Source organism: Pseudomonas sp. NA-150, from assembly GCF_044336365.1.
Lineage (GTDB): Bacteria > Pseudomonadota > Gammaproteobacteria > Pseudomonadales > Pseudomonadaceae > Aquipseudomonas.
In genome coordinates this window covers 6,092,377-6,107,522 of sequence record NZ_CP172305.1, presented here as the reverse complement: position 1 = coordinate 6,107,522, position 15,146 = coordinate 6,092,377, and the positions used below count along the sequence as shown (strand labels likewise).

Annotated in this window: 15 protein-coding genes; 7 read left to right on the top strand and 8 right to left on the bottom strand. The window is 59.3% G+C overall.

Annotated elements, in window-relative coordinates:
• Positions 1–178 precede the first annotated feature (178 nt).
• The 5 genes from ACF0H7_RS28615 (at position 179) to ACF0H7_RS28595 (ending at position 5,568) form a co-directional block, all read left to right on the top strand.
• Positions 179–1,093: a branched-chain amino acid ABC transporter permease LivH gene (locus ACF0H7_RS28615; protein WP_397450159.1), complete on the top strand. Its 915-nt coding sequence runs from the start codon at positions 179–181 to the stop codon at positions 1,091–1,093.
• A gap of 2 nt (positions 1,094–1,095) precedes the next feature.
• Positions 1,096–2,379 (top strand): high-affinity branched-chain amino acid ABC transporter permease LivM, encoded by a 1,284-nt coding sequence (gene livM / locus ACF0H7_RS28610; RefSeq protein WP_397450158.1) that lies wholly within the window; start codon positions 1,096–1,098, stop codon positions 2,377–2,379.
• The gene (locus tag ACF0H7_RS28605; RefSeq protein WP_397450157.1) at positions 2,376–3,251 is read left to right on the top strand and encodes an ABC transporter ATP-binding protein; all 876 of its coding nucleotides are present in this window, start codon (positions 2,376–2,378) and stop codon (positions 3,249–3,251) included. Before livM ends, ACF0H7_RS28605 begins: the two co-directional genes overlap by 4 nt.
• Complete coding sequence (locus tag ACF0H7_RS28600; protein ID WP_397450156.1) at positions 3,248–3,964, top strand: ABC transporter ATP-binding protein; 717 nt, start codon at positions 3,248–3,250, stop codon at positions 3,962–3,964. Before ACF0H7_RS28605 ends, ACF0H7_RS28600 begins: the two co-directional genes overlap by 4 nt.
• 839 nt (positions 3,965–4,803) lie before the next feature.
• Positions 4,804–5,568, top strand: a complete 765-nt coding sequence (locus ACF0H7_RS28595) for an SDR family oxidoreductase (RefSeq protein ID WP_397450155.1) — start codon at positions 4,804–4,806, stop codon at positions 5,566–5,568.
• 92 nt (positions 5,569–5,660) lie between these two features.
• On the opposite strand, the gene ACF0H7_RS28590 is transcribed toward ACF0H7_RS28595, so the two are convergent.
• From ACF0H7_RS28590 to ACF0H7_RS28565, 6 genes are all read right to left on the bottom strand, one after another.
• A complete protein-coding gene (locus ACF0H7_RS28590) occupies positions 5,661–6,800 on the bottom strand; it encodes an AGE family epimerase/isomerase (protein WP_397450154.1) in 1,140 nt (379 codons plus the stop codon).
• A 174-nt stretch (positions 6,801–6,974) separates the two neighbouring features.
• Positions 6,975–7,592 carry an urease accessory protein UreG gene (gene ureG, locus ACF0H7_RS28585; RefSeq protein ID WP_397450153.1) on the bottom strand — a complete coding sequence of 206 codons (618 nt, stop codon included), beginning with the start codon at positions 7,590–7,592 and terminating at the stop codon, positions 6,975–6,977.
• Positions 7,593–7,624: 32 nt separating this feature from the next.
• Positions 7,625–8,299, bottom strand: coding sequence for an urease accessory protein UreF (locus ACF0H7_RS28580; protein ID WP_397450152.1), 675 nt, complete (start codon positions 8,297–8,299; stop codon positions 7,625–7,627).
• Positions 8,296–8,796, bottom strand: coding sequence for an urease accessory protein UreE (gene ureE, locus ACF0H7_RS28575; RefSeq protein ID WP_397450151.1), 501 nt, complete (start codon positions 8,794–8,796; stop codon positions 8,296–8,298). Before ureE ends, ACF0H7_RS28580 begins: the two co-directional genes overlap by 4 nt.
• 149 nt (positions 8,797–8,945) lie before the next feature.
• Positions 8,946–9,578: a TetR family transcriptional regulator gene (locus tag ACF0H7_RS28570; RefSeq protein WP_397450150.1), complete on the bottom strand. Its 633-nt coding sequence runs from the start codon at positions 9,576–9,578 to the stop codon at positions 8,946–8,948.
• Between the two features lie 182 nt (positions 9,579–9,760).
• Complete coding sequence (locus tag ACF0H7_RS28565; protein WP_397450149.1) at positions 9,761–10,024, bottom strand: hypothetical protein; 264 nt, start codon at positions 10,022–10,024, stop codon at positions 9,761–9,763.
• A 361-nt stretch (positions 10,025–10,385) separates the two neighbouring features.
• Between ACF0H7_RS28565 and ACF0H7_RS28560 the strand changes: the two genes are divergently transcribed.
• The gene (locus ACF0H7_RS28560) at positions 10,386–12,452 is read left to right on the top strand and encodes an AsmA family protein (protein ID WP_397450148.1); all 2,067 of its coding nucleotides are present in this window, start codon (positions 10,386–10,388) and stop codon (positions 12,450–12,452) included.
• Positions 12,453–12,580: 128 nt separating this feature from the next.
• Here the strand turns inward: ACF0H7_RS28560 and ACF0H7_RS28555 are convergent, their stop codons facing one another.
• The gene (locus tag ACF0H7_RS28555) at positions 12,581–13,114 is read right to left on the bottom strand and encodes a bacterioferritin (RefSeq protein ID WP_397450147.1); all 534 of its coding nucleotides are present in this window, start codon (positions 13,112–13,114) and stop codon (positions 12,581–12,583) included.
• Positions 13,115–13,323: 209 nt separating this feature from the next.
• Here ACF0H7_RS28555 and ACF0H7_RS28550 point away from each other — a divergent pair, with 209 nt between their 5' ends.
• Positions 13,324–14,214, top strand: coding sequence for a lipase family alpha/beta hydrolase (locus ACF0H7_RS28550; RefSeq protein WP_397450146.1), 891 nt, complete (start codon positions 13,324–13,326; stop codon positions 14,212–14,214).
• Here ACF0H7_RS28550 and ACF0H7_RS28545 read toward each other — a convergent pair.
• Complete coding sequence (locus ACF0H7_RS28545; protein ID WP_397450145.1) at positions 14,209–15,096, bottom strand: DMT family transporter; 888 nt, start codon at positions 15,094–15,096, stop codon at positions 14,209–14,211. The two genes, ACF0H7_RS28550 and ACF0H7_RS28545, sit on opposite strands and share 6 nt — an antisense overlap.
• Positions 15,097–15,146 lie beyond the last annotated feature (50 nt).

The following is a 15,146-nucleotide window of genomic DNA, read 5'->3' as shown; positions in this document are numbered from 1 at the left end:
GCCTGACCTGCGCCTCGCGAGTTGATCGCGGGGTGCAGGCCTCGCGCTGGTAATGGGCTGTGCAACTCTGCCGACCCGGTATTTTTCTTCTGAGCCACATGAACCCTGGCAGGTGCGCCTCACAAGGGCTCATCGACACTGGGTTCGCGGTGGCCTCTCAAGTTCGTGAGAGTGCGTGATGGACGGTATTTTCCTGCAACAAGTTATTAACGGTCTGACCCTCGGGTCGGTCTACGGCCTGATCGCCATCGGCTACACAATGGTCTACGGCATCATCGGCATGATTAACTTCGCCCACGGCGAGGTGTACATGATCTCCGCTTATCTGGCGGCAATCACGCTGGCCCTCCTGACATACTTCGGTGTTGAATCCTTCCCGCTGTTGATCCTCGGCACGTTGCTGTTCACCGTCTTGGTGACCGGTGCTTATGGTTGGGTTATCGAGCGTATCGCTTACAAACCGCTGCGCAACTCCACCCGACTGGCACCGTTGATCAGTGCTATCGGCGTTTCGCTGATTCTGCAGAACTACGCCCAGATCGCTCAGGGTTCACGCCAACAAGGTATTCCAACGCTGCTCAGCGGCGCGTGGAGAATCGAGTTCGGCACGGGTTTCGTGCAAATCACCTACACCAAGATCTTTATTCTTGTAGCCGCATTCGCCGGGATGGCCGTGCTGACCTACATCATCAAATTCACCAAGCTGGGGCGCATGTGCCGCGCGACCCAACAAGATCGCAAGATGGCCTCGATCCTCGGTATCAATACCGACCGGGTCATCTCCTACGTGTTCATCATCGGTGCTGCCATGGCTGCGCTGGCCGGTGTGTTGATTACCTTGAACTACGGCACGTTCGACTTCTCCGCAGGCTTCGTGATTGGCATCAAGGCCTTCACTGCGGCGGTACTCGGCGGGATCGGTTCACTGCCTGGCGCGATGCTCGGCGGGATCATCCTCGGGATTTCCGAGTCGCTGTTCTCCGGCGTGATCAACTCTGACTATAAGGACGTCTTCAGCTTCTCGCTGCTGGTACTGATCCTGATTTTCCGTCCTCAAGGCCTGTTGGGTCGCCCACTCGTGGCGAAGGTATAAGTATGTCCGCAGCCAATAAAAAACCTATCGATATCAAGAAAAGCCTGGTCGACACCGTTCTTGCCGGACTTATGTCGCTGATTGTTTTCGGCCCTGTCGTCGGCGTCGTGCTCGACGGCTATGGCTTCAATATGCAGCCGTCTCGCGTGGCCTGGATGGTCGGCATCGTGATGGTCGGCCGGCTGCTCCTGAGCCTGTTCATGCAGACTGCCAAAGGCGCCAAGGTCCAACAGGGCTTTGAAGTCGTAGGCTCGGGCGTGCATGTATTGCCGCCGAACTACAAATCGCGCCTGCGCTTCATCATCCCGTTCTTCATTGTCATCGCACTGATCTTCCCGGTGTTTGCCGACCAGTACGTGCTGACGGTGGTGATCCTCGGTCTGATCTACGTGTTGCTGGGCCTGGGCCTGAACATCGTGGTCGGCCTGGCCGGTCTGCTCGACCTGGGCTATGTGGCGTTCTACGCCATCGGCGCCTATGGTCTGGCGCTGGGTTATCACTACCTGGGCCTGGGTTTCTGGACGGTGCTGCCGTTGTCGGCGCTGATGGCCGCGTTGGCCGGTTGCATCCTCGGCTTCCCGGTGTTGCGGATGCACGGTGACTATCTGGCGATCGTGACCCTCGGTTTCGGTGAAATCATTCGACTGATCCTCACCAACTGGCTGTCCTTTACCGGCGGGCCGAACGGCATGCCAGTACCCGCACCGACGTTCTTCGGCATCGAGTTTGGTCGTTTCGCCCGCGATGGTGGTACGCCGATTCACCAGTTGTTGGGCATCGATTACAACCCGACCTTCAAGTACATGTTCATCTACGCCGTGCTGTTCGTAGTGGTGCTGTTGGTGTTGTACGTCAAGCATCGCTTGACCCGCATGCCGGTCGGCCGCGCCTGGGAAGCCTTGCGTGAAGATGAAATCGCTTGTCGCGCGATGGGTCTGAACCACGTACTGGTCAAGCTCTCGGCGTTCACCCTGGGTGCTTCTACAGCAGGCCTTGCGGGGGTGTTCTTCGGCACCTATCAAGGCTTCGTCAACCCGACCTCCTTCACCTTCTACGAATCGGCGCTGATCCTCGCCATCGTGGTATTGGGCGGCATGGGCTCGACCGTCGGCGTCGTGATCGCCGCCTTCGTGTTGACCGTGACTCCGGAATTGCTGCGCAGTTTCGCGGAATACCGCGTGCTGCTGTTCGGCGTCCTGATGGTGGTGATGATGATCTGGAAACCGCGCGGCCTGATTCGGATCAGCCGTACCGGTGTGGTTCCGCGTAAAGGAGTGGCACCATGAGCAACGATGTCATTCTCTCGGTAGAGAACCTGATGATGCACTTTGGCGGCATTAAAGCCCTGAGTGACGTCAGCCTGCAGATTAAACGCAACTCGATTTCGGCACTGATCGGCCCCAACGGCGCCGGCAAGACCACCGTGTTCAACTGCCTGACCGGCTTCTACAAAGCCACCGGCGGGCGTATTCAACTCAATAGCCGTGGCAGCAGCACCAACGTCATTCAGCTGTTGGGCGAGTCGTTCAAGGCCAGCGACTTCGTGTCGCCGAAAAGCTTTGGTACTCGGCTGTTCTACAAGATGTTCGGCGGCACGCACCTTGTGAACCGTGCCGGTCTGGCGCGGACTTTCCAGAACATTCGCCTGTTCCGGGAAATGTCGGTGATCGAGAACCTGTTGGTGGCCCAGCACATGTGGGTCAACCGCAGCATGGTCGCCGGGATCCTCAACACCAAAGCCTATCGCAAGGCCGAAAGCGACGCGCTGGACCATGCGTTCTACTGGCTGGAAGTGGTGGACTTGGTGGACTGTGCCAACCGCCTCGCCGGTGAACTGTCCTACGGCCAGCAACGCCGTCTGGAAATCGCCCGAGCCATGTGCACGCGGCCGCAGATTATCTGTCTCGACGAACCGGCTGCGGGCCTCAACCCACAGGAAACCGAAGCGTTGAGCGGCATGATTCGCCTGTTGCGCGACGAGCACGACATGACCGTGGTGCTGATCGAGCACGACATGGGCATGGTCATGAGCATTTCCGACTACATCGTGGTTCTCGACCACGGCAACGTGATTGCGGAAGGCGGCCCGGAGCAGATTCGCAACGATCCAAAAGTGATCGCCGCGTACCTGGGCGCTGATGAAGAGGAGTTGGTATGAGCAAGCCGATCCTCGAATTGAAAGAGATCGATGTGTTTTACGGGCCGATCCAGGCGCTGAAAAAAGTATCGCTGTACATTAACGAAGGTGAAACCGTCAGCCTGATCGGCTCCAACGGCGCGGGCAAGTCCACGCTGCTGATGTCGATTTTCGGCCAGCCACGGGCTGCCAACGGGCAGATCCTTTATCAGGGTGTGGATATTTCCAAGAAGTCTTCGCACTACATCGCCTCCAACGGCATTGCGCAGTCGCCGGAAGGGCGGCGGGTGTTCCCCGACATGAGCGTCGAGGAAAACCTGCTGATGGGCACCATCCCGATCGGTGACAAGTTCGCCTCGGAGGACATGCAACGCATGTTCGAGCTGTTCCCGCGGCTCAAGGAACGTCGTAATCAGCGCGCCATGACCATGTCCGGTGGCGAGCAGCAGATGTTGGCCATCGCCCGTGCGTTGATGAGTCGTCCGAAACTGCTGTTGCTCGACGAGCCGTCGTTGGGCCTGGCGCCGATCATCGTCAAGCAGATCTTCCAGACCCTGCGTGAACTGGCGAAGACCGGCATGACCATCTTCCTCGTCGAACAGAACGCCAACCACGCGCTGAAGCTGTCTGACAGGGCCTACGTGATGGTGAACGGTGAGATTCGTCTGACAGGCACCGGGCAGGAATTGCTGACTAACGACGAAGTCAGGAACGCTTACCTCGGCGGTCACTGATCAACGAAAAAACAGACTATTGCTGCACCACGCGCCCCGGGTGATTTCACTCGGGGCGTTGTCTTTTCAAATTGTGGAAAACAATTTTCGCAAGCTGGCAAAGCGCGGCATAAAGACGCTGCAAACAGTTGTTTTGTCACGGTTTTGACTTGTCCAAGATTGCTGTGGAAGTGGCTGTGGGTAACGTGGGAGTAGGTGGCTGAAGGCCTTGTTCCGCGTGGCTTGTAGGCTTGTGGTTGTTTTTTGATCAGTGCTTTTTCGGCGAGTGTCAACGCATTCTGTCAATGGGTTTATGGCTGTACGTTCATACAGTTAATTTATCCACTGAACCTGTGGATAAGTCTGTGGGCAAGCACTGGAAAGGTTCGGCAAAGGGCCGCCGTTGCTGGCATCGGGCCCATAGTTGAAATTGGGCAGGTGTCAACCTCCGACAGAGGGAGGTCGCAAGGTCAAGTAAAAAACCTCTAAATCCCGCCAAAGCGCCCGGAATCACTGGTCTGAACCGTTTTGAAGTTGCCCCCGGATATTGTGGGCCTGGCTGTGGATAAGGTGGGGGAAACTGAGTGCAGGCCAGAGTGGCCGTGGCTTTGCTGTGGTAGTACGTTTTTTGTACAGTTCTGAAAGAACGCTTGCGTCTGCCAGGCCGCCTTCGCCAACGTGTTGGCGAATGGAGCGGCGCGGTATATCAGGCACGACGCATTTGTGTATGCCACTCACTTGTCAGACAACATAAATCTCCCCCAAGCTTGCTGCCAACCCATCTGGGCGGGCATTCTGCTGGCCTGTTTCCCTAATCGTACTAATGGCTGCGCTGGTTCCTAGCCAATCAGGAGAAAGAAATGACTTCCACCGTGTTCATTACTGGCGCTACTTCCGGTTTCGGCGAAGCGTGTGCGCGTAAATTTGCCGAGGCGGGCTGGTCGCTGGTGCTGACAGGTCGCCGTGAAGACCGCTTGCAGGCGCTGAGCGCCGAGTTGTCCAAGCAGACCAAGGTCCACACGCTGACGCTGGATGTACGCGACCGTGCGGCCATGGAGAGCGCTATCGAAGGTCTGCCGGCGGAGTTCGCCAAGATTCGTGGCTTGATCAACAACGCCGGCCTGGCGCTGGGCATCGATCCTGCGCCCAAGTGCGATCTGGATGACTGGGACACCATGATCGACACCAACGTCAAAGGGCTGGTCTACACCACCCGTTTGCTGTTGTCGCGCCTGATCGCTTACGGCCGTGGCGCCAGCATCGTCAACCTCGGTTCGGTGGCGGGCAACTACCCGTACCCGGGCGGTAACGTGTACGGCGGCACCAAGGCGTTCGTAGGACAGTTCTCGCTGAACCTGCGCAATGATCTGATCGGTACCGGTGTGCGCGTGAGCAACCTGGAGCCAGGCCTGTGCGAAAGCGAGTTCTCGCTGGTGCGTTTCGGTGGTGACAAGGCGAAGTACGACGCAACCTACGCGGGTGCCGAGGCGATTCAGCCGCAGGACATCGCCGACACCATCTTCTGGCTGATGAACACCCCGGCCCACGTCAACATCAACAGCCTGGAAATGATGCCAGTGAGCCAGACCTGGGCGGGATTTGCGATCGACCGTACGCGCGGCTGATCAGTTAAACCGCATCGTCTGGATCGCGGGCAAGCCCGCTCCTACATGGATGACATAAACCTTGTAGGAGCGGGCTTGCCCGCGATAGCGATCTAAATCTCGTCGAAATACTCAGCCAACCCGCTGTAGCAGGTCGCCAGGTGATAAGGCGTGGTTGACGGCATGTCGCTGCGGCTGACCTTGCCCTGATCGTCCAGGCATTCATTCCAGCCGGCGTCATGCATAAAGCGCTGTTGCAACGCGTTCAGCTGCCGCGCCAACGTCGCTTCGCTGTCTGGCCGCAAGGTCAGTGCCCGCAGGTACTCCGCCTGTGCCCAGATTCTCTGAGTGCCGTCGCGCACACTGCCATCGACTTCCAGCATCGCCTTGACCGCACCCGTGTGTGGGTCGACGCCGACCTGCTCGGTGTACTCAAACGCACGGGTCACTGACAGATGCAGTGCACAGTCGCGCAGCAGGGGCGAGGCGTCGAGCAGGAAGAACCATTCGAACTGATGCCCCGGCTCGAACCAGTTATCCACAGCGCCCAGCGGCTTCTCCAGCATCACCCCGCGCTCCGGTTCGATGAAGCGCTGTTGCATACCTGCAACCAACTGCATCAGCTCGGCCTCGGTGGCCAGGTCTTCGCGTACCGACAAGGTGGCGAGGAAGGCTTCAGCCAGGTGCATCAACGGGTTTTGCAGTGGGCCGGTATCGAGGGACGACCAGTCTTGATCGAGGCAGGCTTCATACAGCCCGCTGCCATCGGCAAAACGTTCGACGACGACTTCCAGTGCGGCATTGAGCACCGACTCCACCAACGGCTCGCGGACTTTGGCCCAGTAATGAGCGCAGGCGAAGATGATGAATGCGTGGGTGTACAGGTCTTTGCGGCGATCCAGCGGCGATCCGCTTGGGTCAATGCTGTAGAACCAGCCGCCGTGCTCGGCATCGTGGAAATGCCGTTGCAGGGAACGAAACAACGCCGCCGCATGATCTTTCGCCTCAGGGGCGAACGGCTGATCGATCAAGCTGGAAAACAAATACAGCTGCCGCGCGCAGGCCATCGCCCGATAACGCTGGGGTGGCAGCGGCTGATGCGAGATATCCACCGCTTCGTAGGGCAACGCCAGTTCGGCATTCCAGCCGGGACCCTGCCAGAGCGGCACGATCACCTCGTGGAAATGCAGCTGCAGGGCAGCGAACACGGTGGTCAATTCAGGCTTGGAGGCAGAGCTGGAAACATCGGGCATCGGCTGGCGTCACGGCAAGGGCGTTTGCGTGACATGGTAACGCAACGTTGGGTCAGACACACCGCGTCAAACTATTAGCCTGTAGGAGCGAACTTGTTCGCGAGGCGATGTGTCAGTCAGACCGCGTCAATTTGCTCGCCAACAAGTTGGCTCCTACAGAGGTCGAGGTGTGATTTATGCCGCCTCGATCAACAACCCTTGCCGCTCGATGAAGGCAATGATCTGCTCCAGGCCCACGCCGGTCTTCTGATTACTGAACACAAACGGCTTATCCCCACGCATCTTCTTGGTGTCGCGGTCCATCATCTCCAGCGATGCACCGACCATCGGCGCCAGGTCGATCTTGTTGATCACCAGCAAATCCGACTTGCAGATCCCCGGCCCACCTTTGCGTGGCAGTTTGTCGCCAGCCGAGACATCGATCACGTAGATCGTCAGGTCCGACAGTTCAGGGCTGAACGTCGCGGACAGGTTATCGCCGCCAGATTCGACAATGATCAAGTCCAACCCGGGAAAGCGACGGTTTAGCTGATCCACCGCTTCGAGGTTGATCGAGGCATCTTCGCGAATCGCCGTGTGCGGGCAGCCGCCGGTTTCGACGCCGATGATTCGCTCCGGCGCCAAGGCTTCGTTGCGCACCAGAAAATCGGCGTCTTCGCGGGTGTAGATATCGTTGGTCACCACCGCCAGGTTATAGCGCTCGCGTAGGGCCAGGCACAGGGCCAGGGTCAGCGCGGTCTTGCCGGATCCGACCGGGCCACCGATGCCGACACGCAGAGGTTGGCTGTTCATAAGAGTCTCCATTGAGCTTTTTATTGAGCGAATCAGGACCGAAACAATCGGCTGTATTGACGTTCATGGGCCATGCTCGCCAGTGATAGACCAAAGGCGGCGCTGCCGTAATGCTGTGGATCGATAGTTGTAGCCTGTTGCTGTGCTTGTTGCAGGAGCGGCAGCAGCTCGCTGGTCAGCCGTTGCGCGGCTTGCTGGCCCAAGGGCAAGGTCTTCATCAGCACCGCCAGTTGGTTCTCCAGCCAACTCCATAACCAGGCAGCCAGTGCGTCCTGCGGGCTGATGTGCCAGGCGCGGGCAGCCAACGCCCAGCCCAGCGCCAGATGCAGTTCCGGCAGTTGTTGAAGAAACGCGCGGGCAGGTGGGTCCAGCTCCGGCAAACCATTGAGCAGTTGTTGCAGGGAATAGCCCATCTGCCGGCTTTCCTGATACAGCTCGCGGGTCTCGCGGCTGGCGCGGTGTTCCTGGCTCAATTGCAGCAGTTGCCCCCAATTCTCTTCGGCGGCAGCGGTGCAATGGGCCACCAGCAGCGGCGCTTCGAAGCGCGACAGGTTGAGCAATAATTGATCGGCGATCCAACGCCCGGCGCTCTTGGGATCGGTGACCAGTGCCTGCTCGACCGCCATTTCCAGGCCTTGCGAGTAGCTATAGCCGCCAATCGGCAACTGTGGACTGGCCAACCGCAGCAGCGCCCAGGCGTTATTCACGTGCGCACACCAAACTGGTGCAGGCGCGGCGGGTAGTTGAAGTCCTCTTCGCCCGCGCGGGAGTGGTGGTGACCGCCGCCATACGCGCCGTGCTCGGGCTGGAAGGGCGCTTCGATGGCTTCGGTGGTGGCGCCGAGCTGATCGAGCATGGCCTTGAGCACGTAGTCGTCGAGCAAGCGCAGCCAGCCGTCGCCCACCTGTAGCGCAACGTGACGGTTGCCCAGGTGATAGGCGGCGCGGGTCAGCTCAAAAGCGCTACTGCACGTGACATGCATCAGCGACTCGGGGCGGGCACACACACGCACGATGCGCCCGTCTTCGGCCTGCAGGAATTCGCCATCGTGCAGCGGCGGTTGACCGCGTTCGAGAAACAGCCCGACGTCCTCGCCTTCCGCGCTGAAGCAGCGCAGGCGACTTTTGCTGCGGGCCTCGAAAATCAGGTGCAACTCGGCAGCCCAGGTGGCTTGCGGTTCGATTCTTCGATGAATCACCAACATTAGTAAGCTTCCCACTCGTTGCGATGCTCTAGTCAGAGCAAGGGGCTTGCCAACGTGGGAATGCGCCTACAGACGCAGGAGATGCTTGGAAACAGGGCGGGCGATAGTTCGATTGTGGTGCGATGACGAGGCATAGGCACCAATTTGGGTCACTCCGTACTGCCCAAACCCTTCCAGTGATTCGCACCAATGAAGATAAAGCGCAGTTGCTGAGTGATTTTCGCTCGTGGCGTCAGGTGTTCGGCGAGGTTTTCCGCGGGTGGATCGATCAGTTCAGGCAGCATGGCAAACACGCTCTTCACCACCAGGTCGGCCATCACCGACAGATCGTCCGGCCCCAAGTGCTTGAGGTTCGGCATGTTCGCCAGGTCGGTCGCCAGGTCGGTGCTGATGCCTTCACGCAAAGCGCCCAAGGCCTGCCGCACCGACAGCGAGCCGCCGTACTGTTCGCGGGCCAGAAACAGGAATTGCGAACGGTTGGCGGACACCACTTCGAGGAAGATTTTCACCGACTCATCGATGATTCCGCCTTTGACACTCTTGTTGTGGCGCACCAGGCGAATGGTCTGGCGAAACGTCTGACCCACCTCACAGACCAACGCCAGGCCCAATTGGTCCATGTCGGCAAAGTGTCGGTAGAAGCCAGTCGGCACGATGCCGGCGGTTTTCGCCACTTCGCGCAAACTCAGGCTGCCGAATCCCCGGCCGCTTGCCATCAAGCTGCGCGCAGCGTCGAGCAGAGCGTGACGGGTTTGTTGTTTCTGTTCGGCGCGAAGCAGCATGGGCTGGCAGATATCTGAAAGGGGACTGCGCGGCACTCTAACAAAAGCGCTTCCCGTGCGTCGAACCGACTTTTGCCAAGGGGAACACAGCGTCGCCTGTAAGACGGTGCTGTTTTTGGCGTAAGACGCTGAAATGAAAAAGCCCGGTAGCAGCTACCGGGCTTTTTGACGCTGACGCAGTGTTAGCCGCGAGCGTGTTGGGCGTTCACATACTCAGCGCCGTCTTGTGCGACGCGCTGGTATTGCTGAACCAGGTGCGATGCGCCGCTATCGGCAACGCGCTGGTGCTGGGCGTTGGCGCGGTCGGACCCGCCTTCGGCCAAGGTGTCGTGTAGCGCTGCACTGGTTTTTGCCTCGGCAGAAACAGCTTGCTCGCTGGCTGGCATGGCGAAGGCAGTGGAGGCCAGCAGGGAAAGAGTCAAGCTAAGCAGCAATTGGCGTTTCATGATCGGTCGCTCCTCGGAAGGGCATTTAAAATTTAGTGGCGCGCATCCTACTCCTAACTTGTCGATATAAAAGTTCGTAAAAGTAATTGTAACAATCAATGAAATTGATTTGGCGCTATAAGCCCCGTGAAACAAGGCCTGCGGCGAAATGGGTTTGCCCTGATTTGGTGAGTTTTCAGTAACCTTGCCCTTCAAAAGAGCGCGCTCATGTCGATGCCACCGCGGCGGATTCAGCTAATTTCACTCAAAGACCAAACCCGCAGCGCTTTTTCCAGTCGAACCACAAAGCGGAATATGAGCGCGCCCGCGCACAGGTCGGGCCCGTTGCCGGCTTTTCGTACAGACCCTGGGGAGCCGTGCAATGACGCGCAGCAGCAAATTATTTACCTGGATTGGCGCCACGCTGGTGGTGCTGCTGGCCATTTTGGTGGTGGTGATCGCCACCTTCGACTGGAATCGGGTCAAGCCGACGCTCAACGAGAAAGTCTCCGACGCCTTGCATCGCCCCTTCGCGATCAACGGAAACCTGGCCGTGCAGTGGCAGCGTGAGCCGGACCTGGGCGGCTGGCGTGCCTGGGTGCCGTGGCCGCATTTCATCGCCGACGACCTGACGTTGGGCAACCCCGACTGGTCGAAAAACCCGCACATGGTCACCCTCAAGCGCGTCGAGTTCCGCCTGTCGCCCTTGCCATTGCTGGTGGAGCAGGTGGTGATCCCGAGAATCGACCTGACCGGCCCGGATGCCAAACTCGAGCGCTTGGCGGATGGCCGCGCCAACTGGATTTTTGACCTGCCCAAATCCGACCCCGAAGCCCCGCCATCGAAGTGGGTGCTGGACATCGGCGCCATTGGTTTCGACAAAGGCCTGGTCAGCTTCAACGATCAAAAGTTGAAAACCCAATTGAACCTGGTCATCGACCCCTTGGGCAAACCGATTCCGTTCAGTGACATCGTCGGTGGCGAGCAGGCAAAGAAGGAGCAAGCCAAGGGCACCTCACCTCAGGACTACGCGTTCGGTCTGACCGCTAAAGGTCAATATCAGGGGCTGAACCTCAATGGCAACGGCAAGGTGGGCGGTCTGCTGGCCCTCAAGGACAGCGTGCAACCGTTCCCGGTGCAGGCCGATATCCAGGTGGGCGATACCCGGATCAGCGTGGCGGGCACCCTCACCGATCCGGAAAATCTCGGTGCGCTGGACCTGCACTTGAAGCTCGCCGGCAGCGGCTTGGGCAGTCTGTACCCGTTGACCGGGGTGACCCTGCCGGACTCGCCGGCTTACACCACGGACGGCCGGCTGATTGCCAAACTGCACGAGGCGGGCGGGGCGACGTTTCGCTATGAAGGCTTTAACGGCAAGATCGGCAACAGTGACATCCACGGTGATCTTGCTTATGTCGCCAGTGTGCCGCGGCCAAAGCTGACGGGGGCGCTGGTGTCCAATCAGTTGTTGTTCGCTGACCTTGCGCCCTTGATCGGTGCTGACTCCAACGCGTCGAAGCGGCAACGCGGCGGCGGTACCACGCAGCCGGCGGGCAAAGTGCTGCCCGTCGAGGAGTTCCACACCGAGCGCTGGCGCGTCATGGACGCAGACGTCGAGTTCACTGGCAAGAAAATCGTGCAGAGCGCCAAGCTGCCGTTCACCGACCTGTATACCCACGTGATCCTCGACGACGGCCAATTGAGCCTGCAACCGCTGCGCTTTGGCGTGGCCGGCGGCAAACTCGACGCCGACGTGCATCTGGATGGGCGCACTACACCGATGGACGGGCGGGCCAAATTGGCGGCGCGCAACTTTAAGCTCAAGCAGTTGTTCCCCACCTTCGAGCCAATGAAAACCAGCTTTGGTGAATTGAATGGCGACGCAGACATCAGTGGCCGTGGCAACTCGGTGGCGGCGCTGTTGGGATCCTCCAATGGCGAAGTGAAGATGTTGGTCAACGATGGCGCGATCAGTCGCGACCTGATGGAAATCGCCGGGCTTAACGTGGGTAACTACGTGTACGGCAAACTCTTCGGCGACAAGGAGGTGAAGATCAACTGCGCCGCCGCCGATCTCGGGATCAAGGATGGTCTGGCGACCTCTAAGCTGTTTGTGTTCGATACCGAGAACGCCATCGTCTACATCACCGGCACCACCAACTTGCGCACTGAACAGCTGGATTTGGCGGTCACCCCTGAGTCCAAAGGCTTCCGCCTGCTGTCCCTGCGCTCGCCGCTATATGTAAAAGGCACCTACGCCAAGCCTGACGCCGGCGTGCAATCAGGCCCCTTGCTGTTGCGCGGCGCCGGGATGGTCGCGCTGGCGGTGGTGGCGGCACCCGCTGCCGGGCTGCTGGCACTGGTGGCACCGAGCGGCGACGTGCCAAACCAATGCGCGCCGCTGTTGGCGCAGATGAAGGAAGGCAAGGCGCCGAAGGCGGTGAAATAAAGTTAGCGTAGAAAACTGTAGGAGCGGGCTTGCCCGCGATGGCGATTTATCTGGCGCACCGCATCAATCTGATCGCGGGCAAGCCCGCTCCTACACTTACAGACTCCTACACTTACAGAGGTGAGCTTTTACAAATCCTTCAGCAAATCCGCCATGTCATCGGCATGCTCTTCTTCCTGCGCCAGAATCTCTTCGAAGATCCGCCGCGTTGTCGGGTCTTGTTCGCCGATGTATTGAATGATTTCCCGATAACTGTCGATGGCGATGCGTTCGGCGACCAGGTCTTCGTAGACCATTTCCTTGAGCGTGTTGCCAGCAACGTACTGCGCGTGGGAATTTTTCGACAGGGTGTCGGGGTTGAATTCCGGCTCGCCGCCTAACTGCACGATGCGCTCGGCCAGTTTGTCGGCGTGCTGCGCTTCCTGGGAGGCGTGCTCCTTGAACTCGGTGGCGGCGACGGCGGCCTTCAATCCCGTGGCCATGTAGTAGTGGCGTTTGTAACGCAGCACGCACACCAGTTCGGTGGCCAGCGAGGCGTTGAGTAACCGCAACACGGCTTCCCGGTCGGCGCTGTAGCCTTCGGTCACCGCGCCGTTTTCGACATGCTGGCGCGCCCGTTGGCGCAGGGTGTTCACATCTGATAGTTGCTGAACATTGCTCATCTTCAATCTCCAGGACTCACACGGTTTTCCGTCGCGCTCTGCAAGGCGTTCGATGTAGACGTTGGCGCGATCGGTCATTAGTTGTGAGTGATGAGCCTCGAGAAAGTTTTATTGAATCGGGCCGTTGTCATCTTGCTACGCTCATTCAGGCGCGAGACTGTCGGCACCGCATTGTGCAACGACCGATACCGTTCAAGGATGCCGCTTTTATGACGCAAGAACTCGCCACGCGTTACCCGTTGGTGATGGTCCCCGGGATGCTCGGGTTTGTTCGGTTGGTGCTATATCCGTATTGGTTTGGCATCGTCAAGCGGCTGCGCCACGGCGGCGCGAAGGTGTTTCCGGTGATGGTGTCGCCGGTCAACTCGACGGAGGTGCGCGGCGAACAGTTGTTGCTGTTGATCGAGCAGATTCTGCGTGAGACCGGCGCCGCCAGAGTCAACCTGATCGGCCACAGCCAAGGCGCCCTGACCAGCCGTTATGTCGCCGCCAAACGCCCGGATCTGGTGGCGTCGGTGACTTCGGTCGCTGGGCCCAACCATGGTTCGGAATTGGCGGACCATCTGGAGCGTCACTACACCAAGGACAGTTTCAAAGGGCGTGTGGTCAATATGATCGTGCGCGGGATCGCGAAGTTGATGGTGCTGTTGGAAACCGGTTATCGCGGACCCAGGCTACCGGTGGACCTCGATGCGTCGCATCAATCGCTGACCACCGAGGGCGTGGCGTTGTTCAACCGCAGCTACCCGCAAGGTTTACCCGACACGTGGGGCGGGCAGGGCGCTGAGCTGGTCAACGGCGTGCGTTATTACTCCTGGTCCGGCACTTTGCAGCCGGGTCTTACGGATCGCGGGTTCAATCGTTTCGACGGGTCCAATCGGACCTGCCGATTGTTTGCGCGCTCGTTTATCCGCGAAGCCGGGCAGTGCGACGGCATGGTCGGACGCTTCAGCTCGCACTTGGGAACGGTGATTGGCGATGACTATCCGCTGGATCATTTCGACATCGTCAATCAGTCACTGGGTTTGCTGGGCAAAGGTGCGGACCCGGTGCGCTTGTTCGTCGAGCATGCCGCGCGGTTGAAGGCGGCGGGTTTATAACGCATTGCGCAGGCGACCCAACGGCGTGGTCCAGCGTTCGGCAAGAATCACCCCACCCAAGGTCAGCGCGCCGCCCAGCAGGTGATACAGCGCCAGGTGTTCGCCCAGCACGGCGGCGGCGATCAGCGCGGTGAAAATCGGCAGCAGGTTGAAAAACAGCGTCGTGCGGCTCGGCCCCAGATGATTGATCGAATGCATCCACATCAACGGCGCCAGCATCGAGGTCGGGATGCACGCGTACAGAATCAGCGGCACATTGCTCAGGCCAAGCCCGGCCTTGGGCGAGAGGATGAACAGCGGCGCCAGCACGACCACGGCCACCAGCACCTGCAAATACAGCAACTGCAGGGGTGGCACGCGCAGTTGCCACTTCTTCAGCAGCACGTTGTAGATCGCGTAAGCCACGGTGGCCAACAGCATCATCGCATCGCCAATGTTCAGGCCATGGGTGAGCAAAGCGTTGAAACTCCCGGCCGACACCACTACCAGCACGCCACAAAATGACACCACGGCACCCACCAGCGCGCCGGCGGTCAGGCGCTGGCCCAGGCTGATAATCGACATCGCCAGCGCCATCATCGGCAGCAACGACAGAAAGATGCCCATGTTGGTGGCGGTGGTCAGCGGCGCAGCGAAATAGGCCAGGCTTTGGTAGATCGCCATCCCGAGCACGCCGAGGATCGAAATCTTCCACAGCTCAGGGCGGATCATTGCCCAATTCGCCAGCACCGGACGCAGCACGAACGGTGTGAACAGAATGCCCGCCAGCAACCAGCGGTAGAAGCCGATCTCGGCGGGAAATATCAGGCCCACCGCCAGTTTGTTGACCACGGTATTGCCGGCCCAGATCAGGATGGTCAGTAGCGGAAACAGGTATTGCATGACGGTGACCAGAGCAGAATGAAGTTGAATTATCTGCCTGTCTGGTTCGA

Excerpts from the sequence above, each read along its gene's own strand:
- ACF0H7_RS28615 (WP_397450159.1), top strand. The coding sequence starts at position 179 with ATGGACGGTATTTTCCTGCAACAAGTTATTAACGGTCTGACCCTCGGG.
- livM (WP_397450158.1), top strand. The coding sequence starts at position 1,096 with ATGTCCGCAGCCAATAAAAAACCTATCGATATCAAGAAAAGCCTGGTC.
- ACF0H7_RS28605 (WP_397450157.1), top strand. The coding sequence starts at position 2,376 with ATGAGCAACGATGTCATTCTCTCGGTAGAGAACCTGATGATGCACTTT.
- ACF0H7_RS28600 (WP_397450156.1), top strand. The coding sequence starts at position 3,248 with ATGAGCAAGCCGATCCTCGAATTGAAAGAGATCGATGTGTTTTACGGG.
- ACF0H7_RS28595 (WP_397450155.1), top strand. The coding sequence starts at position 4,804 with ATGACTTCCACCGTGTTCATTACTGGCGCTACTTCCGGTTTCGGCGAA.
- ACF0H7_RS28590 (WP_397450154.1), bottom strand. The coding sequence starts at position 6,800 with ATGCCCGATGTTTCCAGCTCTGCCTCCAAGCCTGAATTGACCACCGTG.
- ureG (WP_397450153.1), bottom strand. The coding sequence starts at position 7,592 with ATGAACAGCCAACCTCTGCGTGTCGGCATCGGTGGCCCGGTCGGATCC.
- ureE (WP_397450151.1), bottom strand. The coding sequence starts at position 8,796 with ATGTTGGTGATTCATCGAAGAATCGAACCGCAAGCCACCTGGGCTGCC.
- ACF0H7_RS28570 (WP_397450150.1), bottom strand. The coding sequence starts at position 9,578 with ATGCTGCTTCGCGCCGAACAGAAACAACAAACCCGTCACGCTCTGCTC.
- ACF0H7_RS28565 (WP_397450149.1), bottom strand. The coding sequence starts at position 10,024 with ATGAAACGCCAATTGCTGCTTAGCTTGACTCTTTCCCTGCTGGCCTCC.
- ACF0H7_RS28560 (WP_397450148.1), top strand. The coding sequence starts at position 10,386 with ATGACGCGCAGCAGCAAATTATTTACCTGGATTGGCGCCACGCTGGTG.
- ACF0H7_RS28555 (WP_397450147.1), bottom strand. The coding sequence starts at position 13,114 with ATGAGCAATGTTCAGCAACTATCAGATGTGAACACCCTGCGCCAACGG.
- ACF0H7_RS28550 (WP_397450146.1), top strand. The coding sequence starts at position 13,324 with ATGACGCAAGAACTCGCCACGCGTTACCCGTTGGTGATGGTCCCCGGG.
- ACF0H7_RS28545 (WP_397450145.1), bottom strand. The coding sequence starts at position 15,096 with ATGCAATACCTGTTTCCGCTACTGACCATCCTGATCTGGGCCGGCAAT.